Raw genomic sequence first — 15625 nt, 5'->3', positions numbered from 1 at the left:
TCGGTGGTTCGAATCCATCACCCTCCACCATTTAAATAGGGGCATAGTTTAAAGGTAGAACAGCGGTCTCCAAAACCGTTAGTGTGGGTTCAATTCCTGCTGCCCCTGCCAGTTGAATAATGCGGCGGTCGTGGCGAAGGGGTTAACGCACCGGATTGTGGCTCCGGCATTCGTGGGTTCAAGTCCCATCGATCGCCCCATTAATTACCTACCTTCTAAAATTACATAATAGTGGGGATTAGCCAAGCGGTAAGGCAACGGACTTTGACTCCGTCATGCTCAGGTTCGAATCCTGAATCCCCAGCCATTATGCGCGGAAGTGGCTCAGAGGTAGAGCATCGCCTTGCCAAGGCGAGGGTCGCGGGTTCGAATCCCGTCTTCCGCTCCATACTAAGGCGCCATAGCCAAGTGGTAAGGCAGAGCTCTGCAAAAGCTTTACCCCCAGTTCGAGTCTGGGTGGCGCCTCCACTATTTTTTTGTAAACAAGCCGGGGTGGCGGAATCGGCAGACGCACAGGACTTAAAATCCTGGGGTGGGTGACCACCGTGCGGGTTCAAGTCCCGCCCTCGGCACCATTGCTTTACAAACTTTATACTTGCCGGTGTGGCGGAATGGCAGACGCGACGGACTCAAAATCCGTTTCTCGAGAGGGAGTGGGGGTTCAAGTCCCTTCACCGGCATTACAATAAGACGATTTACTTCATGTAAATCGTCTTTTTCCTTTTTAGTTTAGTTTTATGTTATTTTTTAAAAAGAACTGGGCGATAGTTCATGCGTTCTTACTAAGCAGTAATGGTTTGCATACTGGTTTACTGATCCGAGGGCTTTCGGATGATATCCTGCAGGAGCTCTTGATACTCTAATTGTGTATTTACGTTTCGGAATGCTGCTGGGTCCAATGTTTCTGGATCAAGATACAATGCATTCAGACGATTCAAAAACGCATGCATGCTGTATTGACGCTGTTGTAATTGTTCGTATGCTATTTCTGCGGTGCGGGAATGATACAATGCATGAAATGGTTCATTTTTTACTCCAATTAGATCTGGATTCTTCGCAGTAAGCTGTATCATTTCTTTCACCAGCTTTACTGACAAGTTAGGCATATCGCATGCAATAACTAGGGCGTAGTCATCAGAAAGCTCTGATAAGGAGCTGTATACACCTGCTAACGGACCCTCACCGATGATATCACTACTGAATACGACCTCGGTAATTTCCGATAAGAAGGAATACTCCTTCACTCGTTCTGATGAGGCCCCGACCGATATAATAATCTTTCCGTTAATGGCTTTTCGCAGCTGTTTTAGAATGTGGGCAATGATAGGATCTCCATTAGGTGCAATGGGGAGAAGCGCTTTGTTTGTACCCATTCTACTGCTCATACCGCCCGCAAGAATGATACCATGGATATTCGTTGTCATTTTAGGGCTTCCATCCATTGTTCAAAGTGATGAAAGGCCTTTTTGCTTTCTAGACTTCTTCTTGCAGCCTCGATGCCTTCTTCAATGGAGCTAACCGCATTGACCAGCTGGAGTCTTACCGCGGCGTTTAAGAGAACCATATGATATTGGTTCGAATCAGCTTCCATTCGAAGAACAGCTGCTGTTTGTTTCGCCTGCTCCTCAGCGCTCCATTCAATCTCTTGCTCATCGGCCTGTAATTGATACAGCTCAGGGTCGATGATGATAAGTTCGTATTCTCCATTTTCAACAAAGTAACAGCGGGTTCTCTTTTCTGCCGAAAGATCTTCGGACCCTTCGCACCCTTGAACGATTACAGCACGCTTTACGCCAATTGAAGTCATTAGCTGTGCCGTTTTCTCGAAGACGGTCCCGTGGAACACGCCCATAGCCATATAAGGAGCTTCAGAATAACGGATAAGCTTCTCAGCTGTATTGAAGACGGTACGTAAGCCCAATTCTTCGCGAATACCGCGCAATTGGGCAAGTGCCGGGCACCATTGCTCCGCTGAAGCGAAAAGCACACCTGAGCGCTCCGCGGCTTTTATGAAAACGTCTGGAGACAGCCTAGGAGCATGAATGCCAAGTCTATCGAGCACATCAATGAGGGTAACGCCCCATTTTGGAGGCAGGGAAGGGCTCGCATGAAGCGTGGTCGGAACTCCGCAAGCTGCAAGGACAAATGCAGTGGATAGGGTGGAAATAAACGACCTGCTGCGGCCATCGTAAGGTCCTGCACAATCGATGGACTCGGCGATAGGATGGCGAAGTGCACGTTCGCGCAAGGCATCCACGAAAGCTGCAATTTCATCGGTCGATTCCATCTTGATTCGCTCCGATACCAAAAAAGCTCCGTTTTGTGCTGCAGTAGATTGTCCGGATATTATATATTCAGCAGCTTGCCTGGCTTCACTATAGGTCAGATCGCGGGCTCCTCTTTTGCCGCGCGCGACTTCCTTTAACAGTGTAATCATTTTGATCGGTCTCCTCCATCCTGTTCTCTGAGCAAATCATACACTTTCACGATGGAGACGGCAACGTCGACTAGGCGCTTGCGATCATTCATCGCCTGTTTGCGCAGAAATTCATAAGCTTCCACTTCATTAATCTTTTTAATTTCACAAAGAATACCTTTAGCACGGTCAATCCATTTACGTTCCTCTAAACGGGCTAGAAGCTGCTCTCGTTCTTTTTTCCATTGCGTACGCGCTAAATAATGCTGAGAAGCGACCAACAACGAGTAATGCAGCTGTGGTACCGTCATGCTAGGGACAAGCATGCCATCGATGTCGGTGTGAATTTTACAACTGTGGGCTACATTCAATTCTTCGCACCACCATAGAATAGGGAGTTCTTTTAGCTTCATCAGGGAAGAAATCCAGGGATCCAGCTTTTCCGTCGGAACGCAAAGAAGCACAGCATCACAATGTCTAATTTGGTCCTCGCAGGATGTAACATCTGTTGCATGCTTAAAGCGTAACCCGGCTTCTGTAAGAAGCTGCTCTGGTGATATCGGTTTTGTCTCTGCTCCCTTGGGGAGTATCATTCTTTCCTTTGTAGGACCAAGATTGTCCATAGTGTGCTTAGGCTCATTCTCTTGAGGATACAATGGCGGCACAGTTGGAGCATGGCGAATAATTAATAAATGCTGCAGCATATCAAACCACCTGCCGTATGGCATTTTATATAACATAAATATATCACTAAACGACGTTTAATGAACATAAAAAGTTTTTGTGTAAAGTTTATTGACATGAATGCAGTGGAGTAGTTATAATCAAAGCAATCACAAAGACGTGAGGAACACGAAAAATATTCTTGCAAATACAATGGGGTGTTTGCAGTCTGGCAATGGGGCCAACGATTAATCCTGGAGGATGGGATAACGTTGGCTTTTTGTGGTTTCCGGCAGTATAAGAGATAAAATCGGATTTACAAGGGAGAGGATCGCGTATGGAAAAACAAAGCTTTCTTAAAGTAGGGCATAAGCCGTCATTGTTCACATCTTTCCTGTATTTTGACATCAGCTTTATGATTTGGGTCTTGCTTGGTCCGTTGTCCGTCATCATTGCAAATGAACATAATTTAGACGCGGCACAGAAAGCGAATTTAGTAGCCCTTCCGGTACTAGGCGGGTCGATCCTTCGTCTAGTGCTCGGATGGATGACTGACTTTATCGGCCCGAAGCGCACCGGCCAGATCGGAATGATCGTTACCATGGTGCCGCTTATTTGGGGCTGGCAGTTTGCTACGACACTGAATGAACTGTACGTTGTTGCTCTTCTCTTAGGCGTAGCAGGAGCGAGCTTTGCCGCCGCGCTGCCGCTTGCAAGCCGCTGGTATCCTCCACAGTATCAAGGGTTAGCGATGGGAATTGCCGGTGCGGGAAATAGCGGTACCATTTTTACAACTTTGTTTGCGAATCGTATCGCGCAGCATTATGGTGATTGGCATATTGTGTTCGGGTTCGCGCTCATCCCAATCGTAATCACTTTTATCGTATTCAGTTTACTGGCGAAAGACAGCCCGGAGCAGCCGGCTCCAAAGAAATTTGCTGATTACGCCGCCGTATTGGGGCAAAAGGACACCTGGTTTTTCTGTATCCTCTATAGTGTGACCTTCGGCGGCTTTGTCGGTATGACCAGCTATTTGACTATTTTCTTTAATACGCAATACGGTTTGTCACCTGTTCAAGCCGCTGATTTCACAACCATTTGCGTTATTGCAGGAAGCTTTTTCCGTCCGGTCGGGGGCTGGCTGGCAGATAAAATCGGCGGGGTTCGGATGCTTGTTATTCTCTATGGGGTCGTCGCGGTCATGATGGCAGGGGTATCCACGCTTCCTTCGTTAAATATCGTTACAGCGCTTCTTTTCATCGGAATGATGGGTTTAGGAATGGGCAACGGCTCCGTGTTTCAGCTCGTACCACAGCGCTTTCAGAAGGAAATCGGCGTCATTACCGGGATCGTTGGCGCAGCAGGCGGATTGGGCGGTTATTTCCTTCCGAAAATTCTTGGAAACTTGAAGCTGTCTACCGGTTCGTTTACACCTGGTTTCCTGGTACTGAGTGCGATTGCCGTGGCGTGTATTTTGCTGGTTGCCATCATTCAAGTACAATGGAAAAAGTCATGGATAGGCGCAGGCGGTAAAGCGAAGATTGATTTGGCCAATATCGATGCTTAAATGTAGAAATAACTAATGAGATTTATTATTAATGTTATGAAAAATAGATAAGAATGCATAGGAAAAGGGCCGGTATTCCACAATGGGGATATCGGTCATTCCTGTTTTCTAGGGAGTGAAGTTTCTTGAGGGTAAGCAGAAAAATTGGAGCTGGAGGGTACCGGGTCCAGGTTCCGATCGCAAACAGTATAAAGAGGCCTAGGATATAGCAAGGTTGCCCTCAAGCTCTCCCTTCCTATACAATATAGGAATGCAAACATAAAAAAGGGGGGGTTGGATGACACCAAAGACATCTGTGAAGCCAAAAGGGAAAAAAGGTGTTCAGCATCGGAAAACGACACTGGTCAAGCTGCTGAAAAGAGGCATCACTATTTTCATAGGTGCTTCCCTTGTTTCGATCGGGCTTGAGCTGTTTCTGGTCCCAAATCAAATTATCGATGGCGGAGTTGTCGGTTTATCGATTATCAGCTCCCATCTGTCCGGGTTACCATTAGGATTATTTCTCTTCGTGCTGAATCTTCCGTTTTTGTTTATCGGATATAAGCAGATTGGAAAAACGTTTGCTCTCTCCACGTTATTCGGAGTTGTTGTAATGTCGGTGGGCACCTCGCTGCTTCACTCGGTGGATGCAATTACGCTTGATCCGCTGCTTGCTGCGGTGTTTGGGGGGATCACGCTTGGAATTGGCATCGGTCTAGTGATTCGCTCCGGCGGATCGCTGGACGGGACAGAGATCGTGGCAATTTTGGCGAACCGGGCAACACCATTCTCCGTTGGAGAAGTCGTTATGTTTCTCAACGTCTTTATTTTAGGCAGCGCGGGCTTTGTGTTCGGTTGGGAAAGTGCGATGTACTCTCTCATTGCGTACTATATTGCCTTTAAAATGATGGATTTAACGATCGAGGGCTTGGATGAATCGAAATCGGTGTGGATTATTAGCGATCACTCCAGAACAATCGGCGATGCACTGCTGGATCGTTTGGGCAGGGGTGTTACTTATCTGCATGGAGAGGGCGGCTTCACTGGAGGACGTAAAAATGTAGTTTTCTGCGTTATTACAAGGCTGGAAGAGGCGAAGCTGAAGTCCATTGTGGAGGAGCTTGATCCTCAAGCGTTTTTGGCTATTGGCAATATCCACGATGTGAAGGGCGGACGCTTTAAGAAAAAAGCGATTCACTAATCACGGCTGCCTCCCACACCTGATGACAATGACAGGAACTGTATAATGAGAATGGCTGTACCCGCAGAGGAGTACAGCCATTTTTATTGAATATTATTTAATTACGCTGCCACCAAACAAGAACCGATGAACCCAGTGGCTGTCAAGTGTATCGATGATGACACCGCCAGACTTATTGGAATATGTATTCAACATTTTCCCGTTACCAAGATACATAGCTACGTGGGTAATTCGCTGCGATGATTTATTAATTTCTTCGTAATTGCTTCCGTCGATTCCTTTGTAAGCCATGAAGAAAATGAGATCCCCGCGCTTAAGCTGGCTGATGCTTTTTACAACAGTGCCGTTATCCTTAATAAAATCGCCTTGTGAACGGGAGTTCGTAGGGATCACAATGTCGGCGCCCTCTTTATAAATGTGGCGGACCAAATCGGAGCAATCGAAGGTTTTCGTTGTGTTCCGATTAGAACCAAATTCGTAAGGCGTGCCTAAGTAGTTCATACCGGCTTGTACGACCTTATCGATTAACGCGGATTTGCTTTGCGAAGCAGCTGCAGAAACTGAAACATAGTCAGATTCAATGTATTTCTCATTGGAGGAAACGTAGCCGATTTCACCGTTTTGATCCTTAATCTTATACCAATAGTTATTAACCTCATCAATAATTTCGATATCTTCTCCGCTCTTCAGATAGCGAATGCGGTCGTAATCGGTAGAAGGACCTTTACGGAAGGATACACTGCGTACAACTTCACCATTCGCATCGATCTCGACTTCCGGCTCCTCCAGCTTTAAGTATTTCTCACTAGTGGAAACATAGCCGGTTACGCCTTTGTGGTCTTTAATTTTGTACCAATAAGAATTGACCTTGTCTACGATGGTAACCGTTTCCGATTTGGAGAGCATTCTAATTTTATCTCCGGAGGTCGACGGCTCGGTTCGGAAGTTCACTCCGCTGATCACTTGGGCGGATGTGGCAGCCTGTGCTTCTGTCGTGGATGCGACAAAAGCTGTTCCAGCGAACAAGGTCGCACTAAGTGTGAGCAATAATGTTTTTCTTGTACCGTTTCTTTTCATGTTTACCCTCCTGCTGTAGAATGGATTTGGATGTAGGGTGTGCCATTACAGTTACCTGCTGGCAACGCTATTATATCACAGCCAATTATGGTAGAAGTGTTGAAAGTTATGCCAATTTCCTTATTTCCATGGTAATTTTATAAATAAGAGGAGGAATTGTTTTCAGATGGGGGAAATACGAAACCTGCGTTATGAAGAATTGGATGACTTGTACCGTTTGCACCAATTTTCGTTTCAATATGTATTGAGTAAAGAGGATTTGGCGGCACGCAGGGCGAACGCGAAAACGGAATGGCTTTGGGGAAATTTTGAAGGGAATACGTTAACCTCTGCCGCTGTGACGATCCCTTTGCAAGTCTTTATAAGAGGGCAGGCACACCGGATGAGCGGCGTTGCAGGTGTGGCCACCTGGCCGGAGTACCGGCGCACGGGTAAGGTGGAAGCGCTGCTGGTGCACTGCCTGAAGATGATGAAGGAGCGGGGAGAAGCGGTATCCATGCTTGCGCCCTTTTCCTTCCCGTTCTATCGTAAGTTTGGTTGGGAAATGATGACGGAGTTGAAGCATTATACGATTTCCGGCGAGCAGCTTTCTCCTGTTCTTCGTTGGAAATGTGCCGGATCCTATGAGCGTGTGGACGCCGCGAAAGAATGGCCGCTGCTTAACCGGATGTATGGAGAGTTTGCTAGGCGCTATAACGGCATGCTGGTGAGGGATGAGCATTGGTGGAAGACATCGGTGCTGCGCAGAAAAACAGGGCATACGGTTGTATACCGCAGTGAAGCAGGGACACCTGCCGGGTACTTGATTTATAGCGTGGAAAAGAAAACGATGTCCGTAAAAGAGCTGGTTTGGCTGGATGAAGAGGCTAGAACGGCGTTATGGCGTTTTATCGCAAACCACGATTCGATGGTAAATGAAGTGAAAGCAACGGTTCCGGCTTCCGACCGGCTGCCGTTCTTACTAAGTGATCCGCGTATTAAACAGGAAATCGAGCCTTATTTCATGTTTCGGGTGGTGGACGTAGAGTCCTTTGCAGGTCAGCTGGCTTTTGCTTCAAATTATGAAGGGAAGCTGGGGCTTACGATTGAGGATCCGTATGCACCATGGAATGTGGGCTCATATGTGTGGCAGGTAAAGGATGGGCGCGCGATACTACTGGAACGAGGAGCAGCGGATGACCAGCGTATTCGTGCAAGCCATGCCGAGGCGGCTTGGCTGGAGTGCGGCATTCAGGAATTCAGCGCCATTGCATTGGGAGCGGAAAAGCCGGCGTTGCTGCATCAAACCGGCAGACTCGGTGCTTCAGATGAAGCGGTAAAGGCTTGGAGCGAAGCGCTTCCGGCTGAGGAAACGTTCTTGCTGGATTTCTTTTAATAACGGTATCTTTCGGTTCGGAAAAGACTGTTTTTTATAGGCGTGTACTGCGCTTAGAAGACAGTCTTTTTTTGCATTCTAGGGGCTTGTCCTACACTGCGGTCTGAATGATCCCTAGCCTTAGGTCCAGTGCGAAAAACCGTCGACGGTCCGTTTTGGCAAGGCTTCAGATCGCCTAAGATATAAACATAAGCAAGACGAACACGAAAGGTGGTGAGAGCGGGAATGAAATGGAATAAAAGCACGGGTCTTGGCGTGCTGCTGATTGGCTTGGGCGGGATCATTGTTCTCGACCGATTCGGGCTTAAGATCGGCACAATTATGGAATGGCTGTTTCCCTTCGTGTTCGTTGCGCTTGGTTACGCAGCGGTACGCAAAGGTCGGGGGCTGCTCGGATGGCCGCTGATTGCAGTCGGATTGCTGATGCTGACCCAAGCGATGTCATGGTTTATCGGCTTCGCGGTAGCAGCGGGATTTATTGCCGGAGGTTTCTACTTACTTAAAAAATCAAATTCGCAACGGGTTTAAGGAGGGGTACCGATGAGTGTGATGAAACGAATGAGAGATATCAGCGTCGCCTCGCTGAATGAAATGCTGGAAGGGGCGGAGGATCCGGTAAAAATGATCGACCGCTTCCTGGCCGCACAGCGGGAGCGAATGGAAGCAAGCGATCGCTTATACCGTCAAGCAATGGTGCATGCGGAATCACTTCGCAGCCAATGGATGGCGGCGGAAGCGCAGAAGCAGAAGCGGGAAGGGCAAGCAGAGCTTGCGATGAAAGCGGGGGAGGAAGCTCTTGCAAGACTGGCGCTTTCCGAGAAAATGATGTACGAGGAACGCGAGGAGCAGTATCGGGAGCTTTATACGAATGCACAAAGCTCCATCGCCGAGCTTGAGGAGCAGCTTCGTCAAATGCGGGTAGATTACGACGAGGTTTACTCCAAGCGGCAGTACTATGCTGCGCGTATGGAATCGATTCGGCTGCAAATGCGCATGAACGAGAGAGCTGCCTACGGAAGAGGAATTAACGGCCGTGTGTTTGACCGGCTTGAGGATCGGCTGTCGGGCTTGGAGCATGAGGCGAAAGCGCTGCAGGATGTGCGCAGGCTCACCGAGCAGGCGATGTACCGCGCGGGTACGGCAGTCGGAGCTGCATTGGAGCGGGAGATGGAAGCATTGAAGCGTAAGCTGGAGAAGGAGGAGCAACGATGAAGCTGTATCGTTCACAAAAGGACCGCAAGTTGTTCGGACTATGCGGAGGACTTGCGGAGGTAATGGGAATCGACAGTACGTGGATTCGCCTGCTGGTTATCGTTACGGCGGTATTAACCGGGGGGGCCGTAATATTCCTGTATTTTCTGGCTTGCATGGTCATCCCAAAGGAGCCCATGCATCCGGCAGGAATTCCACCATTCGATCACCCGCATTACGGTGACAAAAACTACGGTGGGGCGAATATGAATTATGGCTACAACTCCGGCCCTTATTACGGAGGCCAACAGGGCTATGCTGCTCCAAGCTGGAATGCTGGCCATGCCCCTCAATATCATTCCGGGCCGTCAGCGGCACCGAATGGAGGACATGCGGCACCTGCTTCCAACCTGGATGAAATGTTCAGCGGTATGGAAGTGAAGGCGATGCGCAAGGAAATCGAAGAGCTGCGCGCAAAGCTGGAGAAGTTTGAGACAGCTGCCAAAGAGTAAGCGAGGCGTCCATTCAATTACAACCAATTTCAATTTAATGATAAACAATACCAATTCGAATGAAACATATAACAAAATTCAAATTCAAAATTAAAGGAGAATGAAAACAATGGGAGTATTTCAACGAATTAAGGATATGACAAAAGCATCGGTGCATGAGCTGTTGGATCGTGTAGAGGATCCGGTTGTAATGCTGAATCAATACATCCGCGATATGGAAGAGGAGATTGCTCAGGCGGAAGTAACGGTTGCTAGACAAATGGCGAGCGAGAGAAAGCTGCAGGAGCGCGTTCAAGATGCACGCAAGCACGCGGCGGAACGCGAGGCGCGGGCGGCTGCGGCATTGAAGGAAGGCAGCGAAGCTGGAGCAAGAGCGCTGCTTGAAGAGAAATTGACGTATGAGCAGCGCGCGGCGGAATTAAGTGAAATGCATGAAGGCGCAAAGGCTCAGGCGGAATCTCTGTTGGCTCAGCTTCATGAAATGAAGGATGAGTATTACAAGCTCCGCAATAAACGCAACGAGCTTGCTGCACGCGCAGAGGCGGCGAAAGCGAAGAAGCAGCTGGCGCAGACGGCCGTTTCCAATTCGATCGACGGAGGACGCGCATCCCGCGGATTCCACCGTATGGAAGAGAAAATTATGCAGCTGGAGATCGAGGCGGATCTGGCACGCAAACCGGCTAACTATAGTGCGTACGCTGCAACTAATGCCGCAGCAGATCCGGTGAAGCAGCAGCGGGTGGAAGAAAGTCTCGAGCAATTGAAGCAAAAGCTCCAAGCCGCCGAGTAATGGCGCGAAGAAACGGCGCGTGGGCGCCGTTTCTTCTTTTTTCAACAGGAGTCCCCGACCTAGGTCTAGTTTGCATACCGCCGAGAGTCCGTTTTGCCGGCACGAGCAGCGGTTTACAATAAGAGCATGACAAATTGTGAAAAGGGTGATACAAATGAAGTTGAATAAAAATACATTTATCGCAGCCGCGTTTATCGTATTAGGAATACTGATGCTGCTGGGCAAGCTAGGTTTTGGCGTAGGCTGGCTGATGTCTTATGTTGTTCCGATAGCTATGGTGTTTTTAGGGTACATCGGCCTGCGAAATGGCAAGACGGTGATCGGGACGTTTATTCTTGCCATTGGGCTGATCGTTCTATTAGGGAAGCTCGCAGGTGTATTGTGGTTTTTGGTGCCGATTGTGCTGATCGGAATTGGTTTTACGATGCTGAATCCAAGAAGGGGAATCCACTAAAAGATGAAGACCTTATATCGCTCGCAGCGTGACAAAAAAATATTCGGCTTGTGCGGCGGCCTTGCGGAAGCGATGAACGTCGATGCCACGCTGCTGCGATTGGTTGCGGTCGCAACCGCATTCTTTTCGAGTGGAGCTTTCGTTCTGCTATATATTGTGGCCGGCCTCGTTGTGCCGAAAGAGCCGGTATTTGAAGAAACTCATTCAACGCTGCCAACGATCTCCGGACAGGGAGCAGCTGCTATGGGTAGTGCCACCAGGGAGGCATATGGAGCGGGGCTCAAACAGGAAGCCCCTCCTGCCAGGGCAGAAGAAGTGTTCAATTTGGGCCATTCCTGGTCTACCGGCAGCCATAGGACAACGGAGCAGCCGGGGGAAATCGCCAAGATGGCTGAAGCAGGCGGCGGAGGGGAGCAGCCTGCCGCAAATACGAAAGAAACGACTCAGGAGCACGAGGTTAAGGCGTTGTGGAAAGAGCTTGAGACCCTGCGGGAAAAGCTCGCGAAATACGAGGCGCAGCAGGGGAATACGAAAGAACGAAACGACGCAAAGGACGAATAAAAAGCTGGGCATTTTCCCTCGGTTGAGGTAATCTTTACAATGGAACTTTAAAGCGGTTATATACGGGCATATAGCGGGAGGTGACGGACATGGATAATCGCAATCGCAATACGGCGCTTGTGCTCATTGTATCGGGATTTTATTTATTAGCTGGGCATTTGATCGGATTTATGTCCGTCACTGCCCTTATTATTATTTTGATGGGCGTATATAAACTGCGTTATGATGCGGATAAAAAAAGTTATGTTTTACTGGCCATAGGCTTCTTCATCTTGATTGGCCAAAGCGGTGCGTTTTCGGTAGCCTTGATCTTAATTCTTTGCGGCCTTTACTTTATAAAATCGAAGGGTCGGGAAGAGCGCAGCCAATCGCATCATCGGCAGGGGCTTGTTGAAAGCTTGCGCTGGGACCGGGATGCCTGGGTGCTGAAATCGATGAGCATGTGGTTTGCTGTATCGGAAGTTCGCATGGATTTTTCGCTTGCGATGCCTGAGGAGAAGGAAACGACGGTAATTATCCAAGGCGTTGTAGGGGATATCGATATTATTGTGCCTGAGGATTTCGGCATTCAGGTAGAGTCCTCGATCATGCTCGGCCAAACCCAAGTCGGGGGACGCAAGGAATCGGGCATTATGAATAAATTTATGTGGAAGTCTCCCCATTATGAAACGAGCGCCCATAAAGTTCGTTTAATATTATCATACGGGCTTGCCGATGTGGATATTAAAGTGCTTGGGTAAAGGAGGATGAGCGGGTGTCCGGGAAAAAACTGACGAACATGGTATGGCGAAGCATGGCCGAGTCCATCGCGCTGTGCTTGCTGCTGTTCGGAATCGTTATGTATTTCCTGTTCAGCTCCGGTTTCATCCGTCCTTTCGAATCGTGGGCGGAGGGGCTGCGAATCAGTCTCATTTTGGTCGGTGCTGTTGTTACGGCCGGAGGGGCATTCGGGTACTGGCAAAGCAGTCAAATTGTCCGAAGGCTGGAGAGACTGAGGGAATCGATGCTGCTGCTTGAAAAAGGAAATTTAAACCGGCCGGTGCCATCCTTGGGCGAGGATGAAATCGGCCGTTTGGGCGAACAGCTGGAACGAATCAGCCGCAAGTGGGAGGGGCAGGTAGGCTCGCTGCAGCGGCTTTCGACGAATAATGCGGAGCTGGCCGAGAAGGCGCGGTATACTGCGATTATGGAAGAAAGACAGCGTCTTGCCAGAGAGCTGCACGATGCGGTGTCGCAGCAGCTGTTTGCGATATCGATGACGGCTACGGCGGTGGGACGGATTTTTGACCGCGATGTGGAAAAGGCAAGGCGGCAAATTACGCTTATTGAGGAAATGTCCTCGGTTGCGCAATCCGAAATGCGCGCACTGCTGCTGCATTTGCGGCCAGTCCACTTGGAAGGAAAGTCGCTGGCGGACGGACTTGGCGAGCTGCTCCAGGAGCTGAAGGTGAAGACACCGATTGATATTACTTGGGAGATGGACAAGGAGATTCAGCTTCCGCGCGGAATTGAGGATCATCTGTTTCGAATCGTACAGGAGGCGCTGTCCAATGCGCTTCGCCACTCTCGGGCTACAACGCTTGAAGTGCGGCTTCAGCGCCGGCCGGACAGCATTAAGCTGTCGATCAAGGATAACGGCGTCGGCTTTGAAATGGAGCTGAAAAAGCATACCTCGTACGGTCTCGTTTCTATGCAGGAGCGTGTGAATGAAATTGGCGGAGCGATTGAATTTGTAACGGCACCGGGCAAAGGAACGAGAATTGATATCCGGGTGCCTTTAATGGACAAACAGGAGGGACTGGCCTATGTCGAGTGAGGAAGCCAATATTAGAGTGTTGCTGGTCGACGATCATGAGATGGTGAGAATCGGGCTGGCAGCCGTTCTTTCAACCGAAGACGGCATTGAAGTTGTCGGGGAAGCGGGCAATGGCCATGATGGAATTCGGCTCGCACAGGAGTACAAGCCGGATGTCGTACTGATGGATCTCGTCATGGAAGGAATGGACGGAATTGAAACGACCCGCCGTCTGCTGCAGCTTTATCCGGATTGCAAAGTGATCGTGCTGACGAGTTTTTTGGATGATGAAAAAATGTATCCGGTCATCGAAGCGGGCGCCTTTAGCTATTTACTGAAAACTTCCCGTGCTTCGGAAATTGCTCATGCCATCCGTGCAGCTGCCCGGGGACAATCTGTGCTGGAGTCGCAGGTGGCTTCCAAAATGATGAACCGGTTTCGTCAGCCCCGTCAGGAGGCGGCGCCCCATGAGGAGCTAACCGAACGGGAGATGGAGGTCCTCAAGCTTATCGCAAAAGGACGTTCCAATCAGGAGGTTGCCGACGAGCTTTACATTGGAATTAAAACGGTCAAGTTTCATGTGACGAATATATTAGCAAAGCTAGGCGTGGACGACCGGACGCAAGCGGCGATTTATGCGGTCAAGCACGGGCTTGCCGACGATTAAAATTTATGGTTGAAATACAATCCGTGCAGGGGCATGAGCCAGCGGTAATCCATGTCCGGACTGTAGCCGATATAACGCTGCAGATGGGTTCCGAAGCCGTTAAGCAAAGCCTCTGCGGGCAGCGAGCGAATCCACTCCATGGCCTCGCACAGGCCGGACGCCCACGCGTTGACCGATTGAACGATTTCCTCGTGTAACAGGCTGTCCATTCCACCGGTTAAGCCCTCGAGTACGAATTTTTCCTCCAGAATCAAACGGCCGTTACCTGTCCGGTAGATGCCGCAGCGTTCTGCGGCGGGCGAATGGGCGGAATACAGCAACGGCTGCATAGCGCGCGCATGAACTGCGTTTCCCGCTGCCGCTGCCGCCTGCATCCATTCGTTATAGCAGCCTACCGTTTGCCGGAGAGCCTCCACAACCTTCAACGAATCCAAAACGACTCTCATATCTACTCTCAAATCTACTAGATCCTGCGGCCGTGCGCCGATTTCGATCTCCACTTTTCCCGGTTCAAGCTCAATACGACGGGAGGCTGAAGCCTCGATCAAACCGCCGTTAATCCGATACTCTGTATTTGTGGCTGGCTGTACCGCATGGTTCACTCCTGAAACGCTCACCACATTCCCTGTAATATCTTGAAATGTATAAGCTTCTGCAGAGCCTGTTTCCATGCCGGTTATCGTAAGCCGGGTTGTTCGATGGTCGGCGTCTTCATGTAGATTGGCATACAAGCCTATACGGGCACGATTGATCGTTTCCCTCAGCTTGGAAAGTACAATTCTACTTTCCTCTTCCGGGAAGATGTATATCGAGAATGTGTAGGCTTGCCCTCGATATGATACAGCAAAAGAGTTCCAGCCTGCGGCAAATGCGCCTTTATCACTGATAGGAAGCTCGCGTCCTTGATTTAGCTGCGGGGAGGCCAATGTCAGCAATTCTAGGACATAAGCCTGTTGTGCTGCACCTCGGCAAATTTTTCGAGAAATCACGGAGTCATGGTTTGTCTCGATTGTTCGCTCCGAAAATACGGAAAAAGGACTCGAAATGGTAAGCGTATCCGCAATACGGTAAAGCCGGTTCATATGATCGGTAATCATGGAAATGTGACGGGCGGTTTCCTCTGCCAGGGATTCATCGGATGGTCTGGCGAAAGCATGGCTGTAGGGCAGGGGAGGAGGCGTGTAAACGGACTTGTTGGTTTGAGGAGGATGGTACGAGCGATTGTGCAGAAAACGATTGGCATAAACGCTTGTAATCGGATCGGGATACCGGATGGCCTCAATCGGGGTGACGAGGTTTGTTCGTTGTCGGTTGGTTCGCATGTTATTCCCGCCCTTCCTCTTTGTAGTTCTATTTCTATTATACAACGGAGACCAC

General features: G+C 49.4%; 17 protein-coding genes and 7 tRNA genes. 19 read left to right on the top strand and 5 right to left on the bottom strand.

Annotation, left to right across the window (positions count from 1 at the left end):
* The first annotated feature begins 37 nt into the window (after positions 1 to 37).
* From GQS10_RS07830 to GQS10_RS07800, 7 genes are all read left to right on the top strand, one after another.
* Positions 38 to 111 (top strand) — tRNA-Trp (locus tag GQS10_RS07830).
* Between the two features lie 13 nt (positions 112 to 124).
* Positions 125 to 200, top strand: a tRNA-His gene (locus tag GQS10_RS07825).
* A gap of 32 nt (positions 201 to 232) precedes the next feature.
* A tRNA-Gln gene (locus GQS10_RS07820) sits at positions 233 to 307 on the top strand.
* 6 nt (positions 308 to 313) lie between these two features.
* Positions 314 to 388: transfer RNA gene (locus tag GQS10_RS07815), tRNA-Gly, on the top strand.
* Positions 389 to 394: 6 nt separating this feature from the next.
* Positions 395 to 468, top strand: a tRNA-Cys gene (locus GQS10_RS07810).
* Between the two features lie 18 nt (positions 469 to 486).
* Positions 487 to 575: transfer RNA gene (locus GQS10_RS07805), tRNA-Leu, on the top strand.
* A gap of 22 nt (positions 576 to 597) precedes the next feature.
* Positions 598 to 680: transfer RNA gene (locus GQS10_RS07800), tRNA-Leu, on the top strand.
* Positions 681 to 809: 129 nt separating this feature from the next.
* On the opposite strand, the gene mobA is transcribed toward GQS10_RS07800, so the two are convergent.
* The 3 genes from mobA to GQS10_RS07785 are packed head-to-tail and all read right to left on the bottom strand — an operon-like array spanning position 810 to position 3120.
* Positions 810 to 1424 carry a molybdenum cofactor guanylyltransferase gene (gene mobA, locus GQS10_RS07795; RefSeq protein ID WP_166240735.1) on the bottom strand — a complete coding sequence of 205 codons (615 nt, stop codon included), beginning with the start codon at positions 1422 to 1424 and terminating at the stop codon, positions 810 to 812.
* Positions 1421 to 2437: an anthranilate phosphoribosyltransferase gene (locus GQS10_RS07790; protein ID WP_207952180.1), complete on the bottom strand. Its 1017-nt coding sequence runs from the start codon at positions 2435 to 2437 to the stop codon at positions 1421 to 1423. The genes mobA and GQS10_RS07790 overlap by 4 nt, the downstream gene beginning before the upstream one ends.
* Positions 2434 to 3120 carry an ANTAR domain-containing response regulator gene (locus GQS10_RS07785; RefSeq protein ID WP_166240733.1) on the bottom strand — a complete coding sequence of 229 codons (687 nt, stop codon included), beginning with the start codon at positions 3118 to 3120 and terminating at the stop codon, positions 2434 to 2436. Before GQS10_RS07785 ends, GQS10_RS07790 begins: the two co-directional genes overlap by 4 nt.
* 296 nt (positions 3121 to 3416) lie before the next feature.
* Between GQS10_RS07785 and GQS10_RS07780 the strand changes: the two genes are divergently transcribed.
* Positions 3417 to 4646 (top strand): nitrate/nitrite transporter, encoded by a 1230-nt coding sequence (locus tag GQS10_RS07780; protein WP_166240731.1) that lies wholly within the window; start codon positions 3417 to 3419, stop codon positions 4644 to 4646.
* 277 nt (positions 4647 to 4923) lie between these two features.
* Positions 4924 to 5826 carry a YitT family protein gene (locus GQS10_RS07775; RefSeq protein ID WP_166240729.1) on the top strand — a complete coding sequence of 301 codons (903 nt, stop codon included), beginning with the start codon at positions 4924 to 4926 and terminating at the stop codon, positions 5824 to 5826.
* Positions 5827 to 5919: 93 nt separating this feature from the next.
* Here GQS10_RS07775 and GQS10_RS07770 read toward each other — a convergent pair whose 3' ends face one another.
* Positions 5920 to 6903 (bottom strand): C40 family peptidase, encoded by a 984-nt coding sequence (locus GQS10_RS07770; protein ID WP_243735023.1) that lies wholly within the window; start codon positions 6901 to 6903, stop codon positions 5920 to 5922.
* Between the two features lie 166 nt (positions 6904 to 7069).
* Here GQS10_RS07770 and GQS10_RS07765 point away from each other — a divergent pair, with 166 nt between their 5' ends.
* From GQS10_RS07765 to GQS10_RS07720, 10 genes are all read left to right on the top strand, one after another.
* The gene (locus GQS10_RS07765) at positions 7070 to 8278 is read left to right on the top strand and encodes a GNAT family N-acetyltransferase (RefSeq protein WP_166240727.1); all 1209 of its coding nucleotides are present in this window, start codon (positions 7070 to 7072) and stop codon (positions 8276 to 8278) included.
* A 225-nt stretch (positions 8279 to 8503) separates the two neighbouring features.
* The gene (locus GQS10_RS07760; RefSeq protein WP_166240725.1) at positions 8504 to 8806 is read left to right on the top strand and encodes a LiaF transmembrane domain-containing protein; all 303 of its coding nucleotides are present in this window, start codon (positions 8504 to 8506) and stop codon (positions 8804 to 8806) included.
* A gap of 12 nt (positions 8807 to 8818) precedes the next feature.
* Entirely contained in the window at positions 8819 to 9490 is a 672-nt protein-coding gene (locus GQS10_RS07755; RefSeq protein WP_166240723.1) for a PspA/IM30 family protein, read from the top strand.
* On the top strand, positions 9487 to 9981 hold the full coding sequence (locus GQS10_RS07750) for a PspC domain-containing protein (RefSeq protein WP_166240721.1): 495 nt from the start codon (positions 9487 to 9489) through the stop codon (positions 9979 to 9981). The genes GQS10_RS07755 and GQS10_RS07750 overlap by 4 nt, the downstream gene beginning before the upstream one ends.
* Positions 9982 to 10090: 109 nt before the next feature.
* Entirely contained in the window at positions 10091 to 10771 is a 681-nt protein-coding gene (locus GQS10_RS07745) for a PspA/IM30 family protein (RefSeq protein ID WP_166240719.1), read from the top strand.
* Between the two features lie 154 nt (positions 10772 to 10925).
* Positions 10926 to 11225, top strand: a complete 300-nt coding sequence (locus GQS10_RS07740; protein ID WP_166240717.1) for a LiaF transmembrane domain-containing protein — start codon at positions 10926 to 10928, stop codon at positions 11223 to 11225.
* Between the two features lie 3 nt (positions 11226 to 11228).
* A complete protein-coding gene (locus tag GQS10_RS07735; RefSeq protein ID WP_166240715.1) occupies positions 11229 to 11786 on the top strand; it encodes a PspC domain-containing protein in 558 nt (185 codons plus the stop codon).
* Positions 11787 to 11875: 89 nt separating this feature from the next.
* Positions 11876 to 12526 carry a cell wall-active antibiotics response protein LiaF gene (gene liaF, locus GQS10_RS07730; protein ID WP_166240713.1) on the top strand — a complete coding sequence of 217 codons (651 nt, stop codon included), beginning with the start codon at positions 11876 to 11878 and terminating at the stop codon, positions 12524 to 12526.
* A gap of 14 nt (positions 12527 to 12540) precedes the next feature.
* The gene (locus GQS10_RS07725; protein ID WP_341805025.1) at positions 12541 to 13602 is read left to right on the top strand and encodes a sensor histidine kinase; all 1062 of its coding nucleotides are present in this window, start codon (positions 12541 to 12543) and stop codon (positions 13600 to 13602) included.
* Positions 13592 to 14248 carry a response regulator gene (locus tag GQS10_RS07720; RefSeq protein ID WP_166240712.1) on the top strand — a complete coding sequence of 219 codons (657 nt, stop codon included), beginning with the start codon at positions 13592 to 13594 and terminating at the stop codon, positions 14246 to 14248. The genes GQS10_RS07725 and GQS10_RS07720 overlap by 11 nt, the downstream gene beginning before the upstream one ends.
* Here the strand turns inward: GQS10_RS07720 and GQS10_RS07715 are convergent.
* Positions 14245 to 15570 (bottom strand): hypothetical protein, encoded by a 1326-nt coding sequence (locus GQS10_RS07715; protein WP_166240710.1) that lies wholly within the window; start codon positions 15568 to 15570, stop codon positions 14245 to 14247. The genes GQS10_RS07720 and GQS10_RS07715 overlap by 4 nt on opposite strands.
* Positions 15571 to 15625 lie beyond the last annotated feature (55 nt).

It is taken from the genome of Paenibacillus turpanensis (assembly GCF_011421635.1).
GTDB classification, from domain to species: domain Bacteria; phylum Bacillota; class Bacilli; order Paenibacillales; family YIM-B00363; genus Paenibacillus_AK; species Paenibacillus_AK turpanensis.
This window is presented reverse-complemented; position numbering and strand designations above follow the sequence as displayed.

Bases quoted from the DNA above. Each gene is read 5' to 3' on its own strand.
- GQS10_RS07775 (WP_166240729.1), top strand. From the start codon at position 4,924: ATGACACCAAAGACATCTGTGAAGCCAAAAGGGAAAAAAGGTGTTCAG.
- GQS10_RS07740 (WP_166240717.1), top strand. From the start codon at position 10,926: ATGAAGTTGAATAAAAATACATTTATCGCAGCCGCGTTTATCGTATTA.
- GQS10_RS07780 (WP_166240731.1), top strand. From the start codon at position 3,417: ATGGAAAAACAAAGCTTTCTTAAAGTAGGGCATAAGCCGTCATTGTTC.
- GQS10_RS07765 (WP_166240727.1), top strand. From the start codon at position 7,070: ATGGGGGAAATACGAAACCTGCGTTATGAAGAATTGGATGACTTGTAC.
- GQS10_RS07720 (WP_166240712.1), top strand. From the start codon at position 13,592: ATGTCGAGTGAGGAAGCCAATATTAGAGTGTTGCTGGTCGACGATCAT.
- GQS10_RS07715 (WP_166240710.1), bottom strand. From the start codon at position 15,570: ATGCGAACCAACCGACAACGAACAAACCTCGTCACCCCGATTGAGGCC.
- GQS10_RS07755 (WP_166240723.1), top strand. From the start codon at position 8,819: ATGAGTGTGATGAAACGAATGAGAGATATCAGCGTCGCCTCGCTGAAT.
- mobA (WP_166240735.1), bottom strand. From the start codon at position 1,424: ATGACAACGAATATCCATGGTATCATTCTTGCGGGCGGTATGAGCAGT.
- liaF (WP_166240713.1), top strand. From the start codon at position 11,876: ATGGATAATCGCAATCGCAATACGGCGCTTGTGCTCATTGTATCGGGA.
- GQS10_RS07735 (WP_166240715.1), top strand. From the start codon at position 11,229: ATGAAGACCTTATATCGCTCGCAGCGTGACAAAAAAATATTCGGCTTG.
- GQS10_RS07770 (WP_243735023.1), bottom strand. From the start codon at position 6,903: ATGAAAAGAAACGGTACAAGAAAAACATTATTGCTCACACTTAGTGCG.
- GQS10_RS07745 (WP_166240719.1), top strand. From the start codon at position 10,091: ATGGGAGTATTTCAACGAATTAAGGATATGACAAAAGCATCGGTGCAT.
- GQS10_RS07785 (WP_166240733.1), bottom strand. From the start codon at position 3,120: ATGCTGCAGCATTTATTAATTATTCGCCATGCTCCAACTGTGCCGCCA.
- GQS10_RS07790 (WP_207952180.1), bottom strand. From the start codon at position 2,437: ATGATTACACTGTTAAAGGAAGTCGCGCGCGGCAAAAGAGGAGCCCGC.
- GQS10_RS07760 (WP_166240725.1), top strand. From the start codon at position 8,504: ATGAAATGGAATAAAAGCACGGGTCTTGGCGTGCTGCTGATTGGCTTG.
- GQS10_RS07750 (WP_166240721.1), top strand. From the start codon at position 9,487: ATGAAGCTGTATCGTTCACAAAAGGACCGCAAGTTGTTCGGACTATGC.